Source organism: Rhodanobacter denitrificans, from assembly GCF_000230695.2.
In the GTDB taxonomy this organism is placed as follows: domain Bacteria; phylum Pseudomonadota; class Gammaproteobacteria; order Xanthomonadales; family Rhodanobacteraceae; genus Rhodanobacter; species Rhodanobacter denitrificans.
The window spans coordinates 1,861,720-1,878,316 of the sequence record NC_020541.1; the positions used below are offsets into that span (position 1 = coordinate 1,861,720).

Consider the following 16,597-nt stretch of genomic DNA (forward strand, 5'->3'; position numbering starts at 1 on the left):
CTCATCGTTGGGACAGCGATATGACTATTTCACGCAAATCATTACTTTCGACGTTTGGCTCTCTGGTGCTCGCTTTGGCCCTAAGTGGTGTCGCCGTGGCTCAGGACAGCACGCCCGCAAGCGGCATGGACAAAATGGGGGCCATGCACTCGGACATGAAGGGTATGCACGGCAACATGATGGGTATGCACAAGATGCCAGCGACCGTGACGGCGGCGGATGCAAAGACCGGTGTGGTCGATGTGACGACCGAAGGTATGGCTTTGAAGGTGCATTTCCCACCGTCCGCCATGGCCAGCCTGAAAGCCGGAGACAAGATCACGTTGCATATGGGCTTCAGCAAGCCGTGAATCATCTGAACCCACCTCCAGAGTTGAGGGTGCCAGGTCGCACGGGTATGCTCGCCATATGACCTTCTCGCTGCGTCAGCTCGCCCGTTCACGTCGCCTCCGGGCGATGGGCATGCTGGCGTGGCTGATGCTGGTCATCAACTCATTGGCCGCTGCACCGATGGGCATGACGGGAATGCCTCATTCCCATCCCATGCACACAACGGTTGCGGCGGTCAGTGAACACTGTCATCACCACGTAGCCGCCAACAAGGCAGCCCGACCCTGTTGCGACGATCAGGCAGGTTGCTGCGGCGGCATGACCGGTCACACCTGTAATTGTGCAGCGATGTGCAGCACCACCATGCCACCCGAGCCGGCTGTGGCTTTGGTCTCGGCCGCGATCACCGCCCGTTACGCCATGCCGCTGCCCCGTAGCGCGCCCTCGTTGAATACCGCCCCTCCGTTGCGACCACCGGCGGTCTGACTCTCCCTCGTTTCTGATGAGCTTTGCTGGCGATCGTCGTGTGTCGATGATTGCCAGCAATCGGCTGTGATCGGTATCGGCATGATCGGTACCGCCTGCCCTGGAGAGAGTCCATGAACCTGTTTTCCCCGCCCCCTGCAGATTTGTCGCGGCGACGTTTCGTCCAGGGTGTCGCCATCGGCGGCGCTGTGGCCGGTTTGGGCCTGCTGCGTCCCTCGAACGTCTGGGCATTGACCAACCCCGGTCACCCCACGGTGCTGAGCGGCACCGACTTCGCGCTGGATATCGCCGAAACACCGGTCAACTACACCGGTGCCACGCGTCTGGCCACCACGGTCAATGGCGGCATCCCTGGCCCGATCCTGCGCTGGAAGGAAGGCACCACGGTGAACCTGCGCGTGACCAACCGACTGCGCGTGCCGACTTCGATCCACTGGCACGGCATCATCCTGCCGTTTCAGGAAGATGGCGTGCCCGGCATCAGTTTCGATGGCATTGCGCCCGGCGAAACCTTCCTCTATCAGTTCAAGGTGCGTCAGTCCGGCACCTACTGGTATCACTCGCATTCGGGTTTCCAGGAACAGACGGGTCTGTACGGCCCGCTGGTGATTGAACCCGCCGGCCCCGATCGCCATCCCACCGATCGCGATTATGTGGTGATGCTCAACGACTGGACCGACGAAAATCCCGAACGGATTTTCGCCAAGCTTAAGAAACAGAGCGACTACTACAACTTCGCCCAGCCCACCGTGCCGGATTTCTTCCGCGATGTGCGCGAGAAAGGCCTGAGTCAAGCCCTGGCCATGCGCAAGATGTGGAACGAGATGCGCATGAATCCGACCGATTTTGGCGACGTTTCCGGCTACACCTACACCTATCTGATGAACGGTGCGGCACCGGCCGGCAACTGGACCGGTATCTTCAAACCCGGCGAGAAGCTTCGGCTGCGTTTCATCAACGGCTCGGCGCAGACGATCTTCGACGTGCGCATTCCGGGCCTGAAAATGACGGTGATCTCGGCCGACGGCCAGGACATCGAGCCGGTGTCGGTCGACGAATTCCGCATCTCGGTGGCCGAAACCTATGACGTTATCGTCGAGCCGCAGGAGGAACGCGCCTATACGCTGTTCGCCCAGTCAATCGACCGCTCGGGCTACGCCCGCGGCACCCTGGCACCACGCGCTGGCATGGAAGCGGAGGTGCCCAAGCCCGATCCCATTCAGTGGCTCGCCATGGATGACATGATGGGCGCGATGGCGATGGGTGGTTCCGGTCACGGCAGCATGCAAGGCATGTCGGGCATGAGTGGCATGCAGGGCATGGCCGGCATGGATCATGGTGCGATGCCAGGCATGACCGACCCTGCGCCTCCCGTGGTGCGGCACGCCCGCACGGAATACGGCCCCGGTGTCGACATGCACGTGGATATGCCGCGGACCAACCTCGACGATCCGGGCATCGGCCTGCGCGATAACGGTCGCCGGGTGCTGACCTACGCCGACCTGCACACGATCGGCGGCCCGATCGATGCACGCGAGCCCACTCGCGAGATCGAGTTGCACCTGACCGGCAACATGGAGCGCTTCATCTGGTCGTTCGACGGCGTGAAGTTCTCCGATGCCAAGCCGGTGCATTTCAACAGCGGCGAGCGGCTGCGCATCGTGCTGGTCAACGACACCATGATGAACCACCCGATACACCTCCATGGCATGTGGAGCGAGATGGAAAATCCGCAAGGCCAGTTCCAGGTACGCAAACACACCATCAACGTGCAGCCGGCGCAGCGCATCACCTATGCCGTGTCGGCGGACAATCCCGGCCGCTGGGCCTACCACTGCCACCTGCTGTACCACATGGAAGCTGGCATGTTCCGCGAGGTGGTGGTGTCATGAAAGTGAATCGTCGAAACACCTCAACCGCTCCGCACCGCTCGGTATGGCTGGCTGCAGTGCTGCTGGCGTTGCCGCTGGCTGCTACGGCGCAGAGCGCGCCCGCGTCCAGCAGCACCTCGTCGATGGACATGAGTTCGATGCCGGGCATGGATCACGGCAGCATGGCCGGTATGACGATGCCGGCTCCCGCCAGTAGCGCCGCGAAACCGGCCACGAAAGCGCCCGCCAAGAAAGCCAAGAAGAAACCCGTCTCTGCTGCCCCGACACCGGCTTCCCACGCTATGGACGGCATGAAGGGCATGGATCACAGCACCATGCCAAACATGGACCACAGCACGATGTCGGACATGCCGATGCCGGCCAAGCCCGCCGCATCGGCAGCCCCCGTCGGCGACATGCCCGGGATGGATCATTCATCGATGCCCGGCATGAGTCCGGGAGCGATGCAAGGGATGGATCACAGCGCGACGCCCCCAAAGGGACAAGGCGACATGACTGGCATGGCCGCGATGCCTGGCATGACGATGGGCCCCATGCAGGGCGGCAGTCCGCCGCCTAACGCACGGAGCCCCGATTACTCCGATGGCGTCGGCTACGGTTCCATGAAGGGCATGGACATGGCTGACAACGCGTCGTTGGGCATGCTGTTGATCGATCAGCTCGAAGCGTTCCACGGTCGCGATGCCAATGGCCAGAGCTGGGAAGCCGAAGGCTGGTATGGCAACGACGAGAATAAGTTGTGGGTACGTACCGAAGGCGAGCGTAGCCGCGGCAAGCTGGAAGACGGCGACCTTGAAGCGTTCTGGAACCACAACATCGCTACCTACTGGAGCACCCAGCTGGGTGCCAGGCAGGATCTGGGTGAAGGCCCCAAACGCACGTGGGCGGCCTTCGGCGTACAGGGCCTGGCACCGTACTGGTTCGAGGTGGAGGCGACGGGCTACGTCGGGGCTTCCGGTCGCACGGCGGCACGCTTGCGTGCCGACTACGAAATGCTCTTCACCCAGCGCCTGATCCTGCAGCCGGAAGCGGAAATCAACCTCTACGGCAAGAACGATCCGCAGCGCCGGATCGGTAGCGGCGTGTCCGACGTCCAGTTCGGCTTGCGGCTGCGCTATGAGATTCGCCGGCAGTTCGCGCCCTACATCGGGGTGAACTGGGTGCGCCGCATCGGCACCACGGCCGACTACGCACGCCAGGATCATCAACCCATTCTCGACCGGCAGATCGTGGCCGGCGTCCGACTCTGGTTCTAAGGGGAAATACCATGAAACAGCACATCAAGCATCACAGCATTACCGTTGCCGTTGTCCTGGGCGTTCTTGCCCTCGGCGCCGGTGCGTTTGTGTATTCCGGCCTCTACAACATCGGTGCTGACGACCACCACACCAAGCCGGTGTTCGCGGTAATGCAGACCCTGCGAGAGCAATCCATCCATGCCCGCTCGAAAGACATCGTGGTACCCGACCTCAATGACGAGCAGTTGATCTTGAAAGGGGCCGGCCTGTACGCGGCGATGTGCACCCAGTGTCATCTCAAGCCTGGGATGAAGGACTCGGAGCTTCGCCAAGGCCTGTACCCGCTACCGCCAAACCTGTCGCAGGTAAGGGTCGATCCGAAGGATGCGTTCTGGATCATCAAGCACGGCATCAAGATGAGCGGGATGCCGGCTTGGGGCATGGTGCCCGGTCACGACGACCCCACTATCTGGAGCATGGTCGCGTTCATCGAAAAACTGCCGGGCATGACGCCCGCGCAATACAAAGCCATGGTTGCCAAGGCCCCGCCGGATGAGGACATGCATATGGGAGAGGACGGTGGCCATGGCCACGGTGAGGCCGCCGATGAGGACGCCCACGGTGCTGCCGACATGGAAGGCATGGACATGTCCGGTGAGGCCGGTCACAGCCATGGCGCGGCTGCGGGAGATGACCACGGTCATGCGGCGGCCGCCGCGCCCGCGGCTGAAGCCCCGCTTTCGCTGGAGGGCATGAAGCCGAAGGCGGCACCCGAGGCCGAGGCCGTGGCACAGGCGTTCCAGGCGGCCTTGCAGCACGGCGATCGGGCGGCCGTACTCGCTTTGCTGGCTCCCAATGTCACCATCAGCGAAGGCGGCCATGTCCAGACGCGTGACGCCTACGCGGCTGGTCACTTGGGCGAGGACATCGCGTTCCTGAATAGTGCCAAGATCACCCCGGTCTCGCTGGGTTCAATGCCGATGGGCGACACCGCCATGGTCGGTAGCGAGAGCGACATCCAGGCCACGGTCAAGGGCAAATCGACCACGCTGCGCAGCCGCGAGATGCTCAACCTCAGAAAAGATGGCGACAGCTGGAAGATCGTGTCCATCCAGTGGCAAACCACCCCGGTAGCAGGAGAATGACGATGAAGCGATGGTTTTCCCGCATGGGCATCAGTTTGCTGTTTGCCGTGCTGTTCGCGCCGGCGGCGATGGCCGCGAACGCGTTGGACGTGTACAGCGACCCGTCCTGCGGCTGCTGCGACGCGTGGGTCGATTACATGCGCGCGCAGGGCTACACCGTCACCGTGCACCAGGACCAGCCGATGGCGAGCGTAAAGGCACGGCTTGGTGTGCCGGCCGATGTCGTCTCCTGTCACACCGCGCTGATCGATGGTTATGTGATCGAGGGTCACGTGCCGGTGGAAGATGTTCAGCGCCTGCTCGCCGAGCGCCCTGACGCCCGGGGCCTGGCGGCACCGGGTATGCCGATGGGCTCGCCTGGCATGGAGATGGGTGCGCCGGAACGCTATGACGTGGTGTTGATCGGCCGGGATGGATCGTCCCGCGTCTTTGCCACCCACGGTCCGAAAGCGTGATCGCCGTGGCCGGTGGACGAACCGCCCGTTCGTGTGCCGGCCACGATCGCGCCATACCGATTCCTGACCTCTCTGTACGGTTCGGAGAGTGACGATGCTCCTGCAGCCGATCGATATTTTTGTCTACGCGTGGCTTGCCATTGCGGTGCTCTCGGCGATCTATGTGGCGTGGGATCAGTTCCGCGGCAATCCCGAACCCACGGTCATGAAGTGGGGCTTCGTACTGATCACGCTGTACATGGGGCCGATCGGCTTGTTGCTCTACGTGATGGCGGACAAGGAGCCGACACCGGGTACGCATGAAGCGTTTGTACAGCCGCTGTGGAAACAGGGCGCAGGCTCGGCCGTGCACTGTGTCGCTGGTGATGCGACCGGCATCATTCTCGCCGCGGTGGTGGTTTCGCTGATTGGCCTACCGATGTGGGCCGATCTGATCGTCGAATACGCCGCCGGCTTCCTGTTTGGCCTGCTGATTTTCCAGTCGCTGTTCATGCGCAAGATGATGGGCGGGTCGTATCTGGAAAATGTACGCAAGTCGTTCATGCCCGAATTCATCTCGATGAACGCGATGATGGCCGGTATGGCGCCGGTCATGGTGCTGTTGATGATGGGGCGCGACATGCGCGCGATGTGGCCGGGTGAGCCGCTGTTCTGGTTCGTGATGTCGCTGGGCGTTACGGCCGGCTATGCGGTGACCTATCCAGTCAACGTGTGGCTGGTGTCGCGCGGCATGAAGCACGGACTGATGACGGTGCGCGACGATGCCCCTCCCCAGCACGATGAACGGCCGCAGGCATCGACGAGCGCGTCGCACGATCATGGCGCGATGGCGTCGATGCCCGCCGATCACGTAATGTCGGCGGTCACGGGAAAGGATGACGGCAAGCATGGAATGCACGACGCGTCCTCCGGCCACGGCATGCACGGCGGCGGCAAGACGCCGACCCGCGCGCAGCTCATCGCGGTCACTGCCTTCACCAGCCTGATGCTGATCGCCGGCATGACGCTACCCTCCGCCTTCGTCAACATGCGGTTGTCCGCGCACGAGGTCGGCAAGCTGATCATGCCGCCGGGCATGATCACCACCCAGGAAACCCCGGCCGCGACCATGCGCGACATGGCAGGTATCGATCCGCGTACCAGCGTGTACACCGCACCGGTCGCTGCCCAAGGCGATCAACTGCTGCAGCCGCAGATCGTCGAGGGGGTGAAGGTGTTTCACTTCAACCTCGAAGTGATCCAGTGGAGCATCCTCGCCGATCGACCGGTGAACGCTTATGCGGTCAATCGCCAGGTGCCCGGCCCACGCATCGAGCTGGAGCAAGGCGATCACGTGCGCTTCGTGGTCACCAACCATCTGCCGGAATCAACCACGCTACATTGGCATGGATTGATCGTGCCCAACGCGATGGACGGCCCGGCCATGGTCACGCAGAAGCCTATCGCGCCCGGCGCCACGTTCACTTACGACTATGTGGTGCCACAGGTCGGCACCTACTTCTATCACTCACACGATCATCCGGATCGCCAGCAAAGCCTGGGCCTCTACGGCGCACTCATCGTGCGTCCCACGCACAACTTGGAGAACCTCAAGCGCCTCGCGGCGCTGCACCTGCCGCCGGAAGAGGTAACGGCGGCGGCCGATCCGGCGAAAGAAGTGAAAGCCGACCACGAGTACACCCTCCTGCTGCAGGAATGGCTGGCTCGTGACGGCATCACCTATCCGGCGATGAACATGGAAGGCGGTCTACCCAACTACTTCACCATCAACGGCAAGGCCTACCCGTCGACCGATACGGTAAAAATGCGCGTGGGCGAAACGATCAAGATCCGCTTCATCGGCAGCAACACCAATTTCGTGCATCCCATGCATATCCACGGCGGGCCGTTCACCGTGGTCGCACGCGATGGCGTTGACCTACCCAAGGATGCGCAGTTCCAGGCGGACACCGTGAATGTCGGCCCCGGACAGCGTTACGACGTGATCTGGACCGCGCGCAAACCGGGACGCTGGCTGGTGCACTGCCATATCCCGCACCATACGACCAACAACAACCAGGAGCAGCAAGGCGGCGGCGGCTTGATGATGGTGCTCGATGTGCTCGACGCCAACGGACATTCGTTGCCAATGCCGCCACAGTAAGAGCGACTTTTGGCCGTGACGCCCGAAGGCACGAGATCCTCGTTCCGGGCCTGCCGGCCGCATCCCTCGGGAATGGCGCCGCCTGTGACCGCGTTCCGCCCCATGTCGTCGAGCCGCCCACGATTGACACCACATCCACCTCGCCGCTTACACGTGCTTGCACATCAATCGACGTCAATCCATTGCCATCGTCATGGGAGGCTACATGAACACTCGCCATCACCACACGGGCGCCAACAAACACGGACACGGCGCCCATCCCGGCTCGGCGACAACCGCGCTTGATCCGGTCTGCGGCATGCGAGTCGATCCGAATCAAACGGCTTACCACGCCGAGTATCAAGGAGTAACGCGCCACTTTTGTTCGGCGCGCTGCCGGGAGCGCTTCGTGGCTGATCCGGCCAAATATCTGTCCGGGCAGCCCGATGACGCCTCCGCGGAGGCACCGGCGGGAACGATGTACATCTGCCCCATGCATCCGCAGGTACGCCAGGAAGATCCCGGCATTTGCCCCATTTGCGGCATGGCGCTGGAGCCGGAAATGCCGGGGCTGGACGACGAGGACCAACCCGAACTGCGTGATTTCAGCCGTCGCTTCTGGTGGACCTTGCCGGCGACGCTGGTGGTGCTCGTGCTGGCGATGTTCGGCCATTACTTACCCCGGTTGCCGGTGAACACCCGAACCTGGATCGAACTGGTACTGACCATGCCAGTCGTGTTGTGGGCAGGCTGGCCGTTCTTCGTTCGCTGCGTGCAGTCGGTCCGCAACCTGAGCCCCAACATGTGGACCCTGATCGGCATCGGCGTTGGCGCGGCGTTCGGCTACAGCATCGTTGCCACCCTCGCACCGGACGTGTTCCCGGAGTCGTTTCACGAACATGGCCGCGTGGGTGTCTATTTCGAAGCCGCCGCGGTGATCGTTTCGCTGACTCTGCTTGGGCAGTTGCTCGAACTGCGTGCCCGCTCCAAGACCTCGACTGCCCTGAAAGCCCTGCTGGGGCTGGCGCCAAAGACTGCGCGCCGCCTGCGCGACGACGGCGGCGAGGAGGATGTCGAACTCGGCAACGTTCACGTCGGCGATCGCCTGCGGGTACGCCCGGGCGAAAAGGTGCCGGTGGACGGCGAAGTGATCGAGGGACGCTCCCTTGTCGACGAGTCGATGCTGACCGGCGAACCCGTCCCGGTCGAGAAGTCCATCGGCTCCAGCGTGATCGGCGCGACCCTCAACGGCACTGGCAGCCTGGTGATCCGGGCGGAGAAGGTCGGTTCGGCGACGGTGCTGTCGCAAATCGTGCAACTGGTCGCCCAGGCGCAACGCTCACGCGCACCGATGCAGCGCATGGCTGACAAGGTGGCTTTCTGGTTCGTGCTGGCGGTCCTGGCGATTGCCGTCGCCACCTTTGTCGTGTGGGGGCTGTTTGGACCGGAACCGTCGTGGACGTTCGCGGTGCTCAACGCGATCTCGGTCTTGATCATCGCCTGTCCCTGCGCGCTGGGACTGGCCACACCGATGTCGATCATGGTGGCGACCGGCCGTGCCGCCGGGGAAGGCGTGTTGTTCCGCGATGCCGAGGCGATCGAGAACCTGCGCAAGATCGATACCCTGATCGTGGACAAGACCGGAACCCTGACCGAGGGACGTCCGGCATTCCATACCGCACTCGCGGCCAAAGGGTTCACTGAGCATGAGGTGCTGCGCCTTGCGGCCAGCCTCGACCAGGGCAGCGAGCACCCGCTGGCCGACGCGATCGTCGCGGAAGCCCGCCATCGTGGCCTGGCACTGGAGACGCCGGAGAGCTTCGAGTCGTCCACCGGCATCGGGGTGCGCGGCAAGGTGGGAGGCGCCACGCTGGCGATCGGCAACACCGCGCTGATGGACGAGGTCGGAGTCGATGCCACCGTTCTTTCCGTTCCGGCCGAGAAGCTGCGCAGAGCCGGTGCCAGCGTGATGTATTTGGCGGTCGATGGTGTCCTGGCTGGCCTGCTCGCGGTCGCCGACCCGATCAAGGCGACCACCGCTGATGCCATTGCATCGCTGCACGATGCAGGCCTGAAAATCGTGATGGCCACCGGCGACGGCGCCACCACGGCCCATGCGGTTGCACGCACCTTGGGCATCGACGAAGTCCATGGCGAGGTTCGCCCAAAGGACAAGATCGACCTCGTGCAGCAGCTGCAAGCCAAGGGCCATCGGGTCGCGATGGCGGGCGACGGGATCAACGACGCACCCGCGCTTGCCGGCGCCGATGTCGGCATCGCGATGGGCACCGGTACCGATGTGGCGATGTCGAGCGCGCAGGTGACACTGGTGAAAGGCGATTTGCGTGGCATCGTGCGGGCACGGTCGATTTCCAACGACACCGTCGCCAACATGAAGCAAAACCTGGGCTTCGCATTTCTCTACAACGCATTGGGTGTACCGGTCGCGGCCGGCGTGCTCTACCCCCTGACTGGCCTGCTGCTCAGCCCCATGATCGCCGCTTTGGCGATGAGTTTGAGCTCCGTGTCGGTGGTTGCCAACGCATTGCGGCTGGGCCGAAAGCGGCATGGCTGAAATGACCAACGCCGGCGAGCGGAGCGAACCCGGCGCAATGCCTTCGCCGGTCGACGGACAATCCGTAGTTGATTCAAGTCAAGGAAACCTTGATATTATCCGAGATAAAGTGGTGTCCATGGCCCGTCCTTTCCGCATGCATCGCACCACACGTCGCCGCCTGTTCTGGCTGGTGACGCTGCTGATGCTTTGGCAGCAGACGGCACTGGCTGCTTATATCTGTCCGACTGTGCCCGAAGCGGCGACGGCGACCGCGTTGGTAAACTCGATGCCGGGCATGGACGACGGCTGTGTGCAGCATCAGGATACCCCCGCCAGCCCGTTGTGCCAGAAACATTGCGTGCCCGAGCACGCCACGCAGGTTGAGGCGCACACGGCGTCGGTGCCGCTGAGCCCATTGCCGGCCATGCCGCCGATGCTGATATCGGTCGCGGCCGTTACGCTGCCATCGAATCGCGCGCTCCAACGGATCGGGCATTTGCGCGCGCCACCACCTCCGCCCATATTGTTGTTCTGCTCACTCCTGATCTGATCTGACACGTCGAGGCATTGACGTACGTGGCGTCGCGTCTGCGTGGCGCGCCGCAAACCGCAGATCGACGGAGTATTCATCCATGTTGTCCATTCATTTCGCTCGGCACCTGATGGTGGCGGGCTTGGCCACGCTCCTGTGTGGGGCCGTGGCTGCGGCGGCGCAGGCCGCCGAACCGCCGCTGACGCTGGAAGCGGCCGTGCAGCACGGCCTGGCGCGGGCGCCGCAACTCGATGCGCGTACCGCCGACACGGTGGCAGCCCGCGAGGAAGCCGCGCGGGCCGGGCAGTTGCCGGATCCCACCCTGACGTTCGGGCTTTCCAATTTTCCCGTCACCAGCCCGGGCGCTTTCAGCTTGCGTTCGGAGGGGATGACGGCGCGCACCGTCGGCGTGATGCAGGCTATCCCATCACGCACGGCGCGTCGCGCGGAGCGCGCCTTGGCCAGCGCCCGGATCGATGCGGCCCAGGCCGATCGCGTGGCCACCGTGCAGAGTGTGCGCGAGCGCATCGCCGATGCCTGGATCGACGTATGGGTGACCGAGCAGCAGCGATCATTGCTGGCTGCCTTGCATGATGAGGCGGGGTTGGCTGTGCGGATAGCGCAGGCACGCTTGCGCGGCGGCGAAGGCAACGCGACGGATGTGCTGGCCGTCCGAGCCGAGGCTGCCACGCTGGATAACCGTCTGGAAGCGATTGGCGCGGATCTCGTCGCCGCCCAAGCCGGCCTGCAGCGCTGGCTTGGTCCGGGCGTTTTCGATCTGGCCGAGGCCCCGGATTTTGGTCGACTGCCGGTCACCGCAGATCACTTGGAGCAGCGCATCGACCAACAGGCGCCGATGCAGGCGTGGCAGGCACGCGAGCAAGTTGCGCAGGCGGCGCTCGAGCAGGCGCGTGCGGCCAAGCACCCGGACTGGAGCGTGACTGCCAGCTATGGTCGGCGCGCCCCGGGCCTGTCGGACATGGTGATGCTGGAGGTGGGCGTCAGCCTGCCGCTGTTCACGCGCAACCGGCAGGACCGCGGCATCAGCGCCCGGCAGGCGCAATGGGATGCGGTGCAGGCCGATCACGAGGACGCGCGGCGCGCCCAGCGCGAGGCAGTCACACGCGCCGTAGCGACGTGGCAGGGATGGAATCAGCAAGTCCAGCGCTATCAGGACACCCTGCTGCTGCTGGCGCGTGACCGCGCGCAAACCGCGCTGGCCGGCTATCGCGGCGGCGGCTCGTTGCAGCCGTGGCTGGATGCCCGTCGCGCCGAGATTGAGTTGCGTCTGAATTATGCCGATGCGCTTGCCGCCCGCGCCCGGTTATGGGCCTCGCTGGCTTATCTGTTGCCTACCTCGGAGACGACGCCATGAAGCGTGCACCGATAATCCTAGCCAGTGTTTTGCTGGCAGCCCTTTTGCTTTTGGTGGGGTACTTCGGCGGTCGTCGGCATCCGCCAGCGTCGTCCGCTCAGACAGGGTCCGCTATGCCTGCTGCCCACGGCGGCGACAAAAAAATCCTGTACTGGTACGACACGATGGTGCCGCAGCAGCATTTCGACAAGCCGGGCCTGTCGCCGATGGGCATGCAGATGGTGCCCAAGTATGCCGACGAAGGCGTGGCCAAGGATGTCGTCAGGATCGACCCGGCGACGGTGCAGAATTTGGGTGTGCGCACCGCTTCGGTCGAGCGTCGTGTGCTGGCATCGGCGATCCGGGTGCCGGGCACCATCACCTGGGATCTGCGCCAAGCCACCACCATCAGCGCACGCACCGATGCGGTGGTGAGCAAGCTGGACGTGCGCGCACCCTACACCGCGGTCAAAGCCGGCGAACCGCTGGCGGAGTTGTTGGCGCCGCAATGGAGCAGCGCACTGGCCGAATATGCTGCGCTTCAACAGGCGCACTCGGCCGACGCAAAAGGCCTTCGCGCGGCTTCGCGGGAACGCCTGCAGGTGTTGGGCCTGACCCCCGAGGATATCCGGGCGGCTCGTCATGGTTCGGGGGCCGCGATCACGCTGCACGCCCCGCAGGCGGGCGTCGTCACGACACTGGATGTGCGTGAAGGTCAGCGCGTCAGTGCGGGCCAGACCCTGATGACCGTGAACGGCCTGTCCACCGTGTGGATCGAGGCCGCCCTGCCGCAGGCGGCGGCAGGTGCAGTGCACAGCGGCACGCCCGTCACCGTCACGGTCGATGCACTCCCAGGTCGATCGTTCCACGGCATCGTCGAAACCTTGTTGCCGGACGTCGATGCCATGACGCGCACCCAGCGCGCCCGCGTCGTACTCGCCAATCCCGGCGAGGCCTTGAGTCCGGGCATGTTCGCCACCGTGCAACTCGACCCGACTCCCGACGCGGCGGTGCCGGTGGTGCCGGACGACGCGCTGATCGCGACGGGGACCCACACACGCGTCATTCTCGCCGAGGGGGATGGCCACTTCCGTGCCGTGTCGGTGCGTACGGGACGCGCAGCCGGCGGCTATACGGAAATTCTCGATGGCCTCAGCGGTGGCGAGAAGGTAGTGGTCTCCGGCCAGTTCCTGATCGATTCGGAGGCAAGCCTGTCCGGTGCGCTGGAACGCCTGAATGACGCCTCGGCGCCTCCGGCACCGGCGGCGAGTGCGCCAATGCCGGGCATGCCGATGGGAGGCAAACCATGATCGCCGCCCTGATCCGTGCTGCCATCGCGCATCGCGTGTTCGTATTGCTGGCCGCGCTGGCCCTGGCAGCGGTCGGCGTGTTTTCCGCGTTGCACACCTCGATCGACGCATTGCCCGATCTGTCCGACACCCAGGTGATTATTCGCACCAGCTATCCGGGGCAGTCGCCGCAGGTAGTCGAGGATCAAGTCACCTATCCGCTGGCCACCACCATGCTGTCGGTGCCGGGCGCGACGACCGTACGTGCGTTTTCGTTTTTCGGTGACTCCTACGTCGACGTGCTGTTCGATGACAGCACCGACCTGTACTGGGCGCGCTCACGGGTACTGGAGTACCTGAGCCAGGCACGCGATCGCCTGCCGGCGGGCGTTACGCCCGCCCTCGGCCCCGATGCCACGGGACTGGGCTGGATCTACGAATACGCCCTGATCGACCGCACCGGCCAGCACGACCTCGGCCAGCTACGCGCGCTGCAGGATTGGTTTCTGCGCTATCAGCTCAAGACCGTGCCGAATGTCGCCGAGGTGGCCACCCTGGGTGGCATGGAGCGCGCGTGGCAGATCGTGCCCGATCCGCAAGCGCTGGCGGCGCGCGGGATCACGGTGGCGCAGCTGGTCGATGCGGTGCGCAGCGCGAACGGTGCCAACGGCGGCTCGGTGATCGAACAGGGCGAAGCGGAACTGATGGTGCGCAGCGAAGGCTACCTGAAGAGCCGCACGGACTTCGAAAACGTCCCCATCACGACCAACGCCGGCGGCGTACCGGTGCTATTGCACGATGTGGCGACGGTGCGGCGGGGTCCGACGTTCCGCCGCGGCCTCGCCGAGCTGGATGGCCAGGGCGAAGTGGTCGGCGGCATCATCGTGATGCGCACGGGCAAGAACGCCAAGGCCACCATCGCCGCCGTGAAATCGCGATTGGCGGAACTGCAGCGCAGTCTGCCGGCCGGCGTCGAGATCGTGCCTACCTATGACCGCTCGCGGCTGATCGACGCCGCGGTGGAGAACCTGTGGGGCAAGTTGCTGGAAGAGTTCCTGATCGTGGCGCTGGTCTGTGTGCTGTTTCTCGGCCATCTGCGCTCGGCGCTGGTTGCGGTGATCACCTTGCCGCTGGGCGTGCTGACCGCGTTTATCGTGATGAATCTGCAAGGGGTATCGGCGAATCTGATGTCGCTGGGCGGCATCGCGATCGCGATCGGCGCGATGGTCGACGCGGCGATCGTGATGATCGAGAACACGCACAAGCATCTGGAACATTGGCGTAGTGCGAACGACGGACGTGAACCGCAAGGCGCGCAGCGATGGTCGTTGATCGCCGATGCCGCCGCCGAGGTGGGGCCCGCACTGTTTGTGAGCCTGTTGATCATCGCGCTGTCGTTCGTGCCGGTGTTTGCGCTGCAGGGCCAGGAAGGCAAACTGTTCAAGCCGCTGGCTTTCACCAAGACCTACGCGATGGCGGCGGCGGCCGGGCTGGCGGTGACGCTGGTGCCGGTGCTGATGGGCTATCTGATCCGCGGGCGCATCCGTGCCGAGCGCGACAATCCGCTCAACCGCGGATTGATCCGCGGCTATCGGCCCCTCCTCGAAGCCGTGCTGCGCCATCCGAAAGCGACCCTGGTGCTGGCCGGTGTGTTGCTGCTCACCGCGATCATTCCGATGACCAGGCTCGGCAGCGAGTTCATGCCCGCGATGGACGAAGGCACGTTGTTGTACATGCCCACCGCATTGCCGGGACTGTCCGCCGGCAAGGCCTCGCAGTTGCTGCAATTGACCGATCGCATGATCAAGACCGTGCCCGAGGTCGATCATGTGTTCGGCAAGGCGGGGCGCGCCGACACGGCCACCGATCCGGCGCCGCTGGAGATGTTCGAGACCACGATCACCTTCAAGCCGAAGGACCAGTGGCGGCCGGGCATGACCATGGACAAGATCAAGGCGGAGCTGGACAAGGCCGTGCACGTGCCGGGACTGACGAACTTGTTCGTGCCGCCGATCCGCAATCGCATCGACATGCTCTCCACCGGCATCAAGAGCCCGATCGGCATCAAGGTGCTGGGCACCGATCTGGCCGCGCTGCAGACCGTGGCCGATCGGATCGAGACGGTGGCGAAGACCGTACCCGGTGTCAGTTCGGCGATTGCCGAGCGTCCAACCAGTGGCCGCTACGTCGATGTGGCCATCCGCCGTGATGCCGCCGCACGTTACGGGCTGACCCAGGAGCGCGTGCAGCAACTGATTGCGACCGTGGTCGGCGGCGACCCGATCGGTCAGACCGTCGAAGGGCGCGAACGCTATCCCATCGTGGTGCGCTATCCGCGCGCTGAGCGTGACTCGGTCGAGGCCTTGCGACGGCTACCGATCGTCGCCGCCAACGGCGCCCAACTCGCGCTGAGTCAGGTGGCCGATATTGCCGTGGTTGCAGGACCGTCCATGCTGAAAAGCGAGGGCGGCCAGTTGGCCACGTATGTCTACGTCGATACGGCCGGCAGCGATTTGGGCACGGTGGTGGCCAACCTGCAACGCGCAGTGGCGCAGCAGGTCACCTTGCCGCCGGGTACGACCGTGGCGTGGTCCGGTCAGTTCGAATACCTAGCCAGTGCCATGGAAAGACTCAAGGTGGTAGTGCCGATTGCGCTGGTGATCATCTTCCTTCTGATTTACGCCGTGTTCCGACGCATGAGCGAAGCGGCACTGATCATGGCCAGCGTGCCGCTGGCCCTGGTCGGTGGGCTGTGGCTGATCTGGCTGCTCGGTCATGCGGTATCGGTCGCCACGATCATCGGCTTCATCGCGCTGGCCGGTGTCGCCGCCGAGTTCGGGGTGGTGATGCTGCTGTATCTGCGCCAAGCCTGGGACCGGCAGCTCGTGCGCGATCCGCAGGCCGGTCTCAACGCACTGGATGAAGCCATTCGCGAAGGTGCCGTGCAGCGCGTGCGCCCGAAGGCGATGACCGTGGCGGTCATTCTCGCCGGTCTGTTTCCGATCCTGCTCGGCCATGGTGCTGGCTCGGAAGTGATGCAACGTATCGCCGCCCCGATGATCGGCGGCATGGTCACTGCGCCCTTGCTATCCATGCTTGTCATACCCGCGGCGTACCGCCTGCTGGTTCGTCATCGGCTGCGTAAAGCCAGCAAGGCAAACGCCACACTTCATCCCAACCCACAAGGAAACTGACCC

General features: G+C 64.2%; 12 protein-coding genes. All 12 read left to right on the plus strand.

Annotation, left to right across the window (positions count from 1 at the left end; translation table 11 throughout):
- Positions 1–20 precede the first annotated feature (20 nt).
- The 12 genes from R2APBS1_RS08365 (at position 21) to R2APBS1_RS08415 (ending at position 16,594) form a co-directional block, all read left to right on the plus strand.
- Entirely contained in the window at positions 21–350 is a 330-nt protein-coding gene (locus tag R2APBS1_RS08365; RefSeq protein ID WP_015447594.1) for a hypothetical protein, read from the plus strand.
- Between the two features lie 58 nt (positions 351–408).
- On the plus strand, positions 409–816 hold the full coding sequence (locus tag R2APBS1_RS20050; RefSeq protein ID WP_157769707.1) for a hypothetical protein: 408 nt from the start codon (positions 409–411) through the stop codon (positions 814–816).
- Positions 817–929: 113 nt separating this feature from the next.
- Positions 930–2,708 carry a copper resistance system multicopper oxidase gene (locus R2APBS1_RS08370; protein ID WP_015447595.1) on the plus strand — a complete coding sequence of 593 codons (1,779 nt, stop codon included), beginning with the start codon at positions 930–932 and terminating at the stop codon, positions 2,706–2,708.
- The gene (locus tag R2APBS1_RS20520) at positions 2,705–3,964 is read left to right on the plus strand and encodes a copper resistance protein B (protein WP_015447596.1); all 1,260 of its coding nucleotides are present in this window, start codon (positions 2,705–2,707) and stop codon (positions 3,962–3,964) included. The genes R2APBS1_RS08370 and R2APBS1_RS20520 overlap by 4 nt, the downstream gene beginning before the upstream one ends.
- Before the next feature lie 11 nt (positions 3,965–3,975).
- Complete coding sequence (locus R2APBS1_RS08380; RefSeq protein ID WP_015447597.1) at positions 3,976–5,091, plus strand: c-type cytochrome; 1,116 nt, start codon at positions 3,976–3,978, stop codon at positions 5,089–5,091.
- 2 nt (positions 5,092–5,093) lie between these two features.
- Positions 5,094–5,546: a DUF411 domain-containing protein gene (locus tag R2APBS1_RS08385; RefSeq protein ID WP_015447598.1), complete on the plus strand. Its 453-nt coding sequence runs from the start codon at positions 5,094–5,096 to the stop codon at positions 5,544–5,546.
- 94 nt (positions 5,547–5,640) lie between these two features.
- The gene (locus R2APBS1_RS08390; RefSeq protein ID WP_015447599.1) at positions 5,641–7,689 is read left to right on the plus strand and encodes a DUF4396 domain-containing protein; all 2,049 of its coding nucleotides are present in this window, start codon (positions 5,641–5,643) and stop codon (positions 7,687–7,689) included.
- Positions 7,690–7,987: 298 nt separating this feature from the next.
- Positions 7,988–10,243: a heavy metal translocating P-type ATPase gene (locus R2APBS1_RS08395; RefSeq protein ID WP_157769801.1), complete on the plus strand. Its 2,256-nt coding sequence runs from the start codon at positions 7,988–7,990 to the stop codon at positions 10,241–10,243.
- Positions 10,236–10,775, plus strand: a complete 540-nt coding sequence (locus R2APBS1_RS08400; RefSeq protein WP_235645280.1) for a hypothetical protein — start codon at positions 10,236–10,238, stop codon at positions 10,773–10,775. Before R2APBS1_RS08395 ends, R2APBS1_RS08400 begins: the two co-directional genes overlap by 8 nt.
- Positions 10,776–10,857: 82 nt before the next feature.
- Positions 10,858–12,132 carry a TolC family protein gene (locus R2APBS1_RS08405; protein ID WP_015447602.1) on the plus strand — a complete coding sequence of 425 codons (1,275 nt, stop codon included), beginning with the start codon at positions 10,858–10,860 and terminating at the stop codon, positions 12,130–12,132.
- Between the two features lie 113 nt (positions 12,133–12,245).
- Entirely contained in the window at positions 12,246–13,421 is a 1,176-nt protein-coding gene (locus tag R2APBS1_RS08410) for an efflux RND transporter periplasmic adaptor subunit (protein WP_015447603.1), read from the plus strand.
- A complete protein-coding gene (locus R2APBS1_RS08415) occupies positions 13,418–16,594 on the plus strand; it encodes an efflux RND transporter permease subunit (protein WP_015447604.1) in 3,177 nt (1,058 codons plus the stop codon). Before R2APBS1_RS08410 ends, R2APBS1_RS08415 begins: the two co-directional genes overlap by 4 nt.
- Positions 16,595–16,597 lie beyond the last annotated feature (3 nt).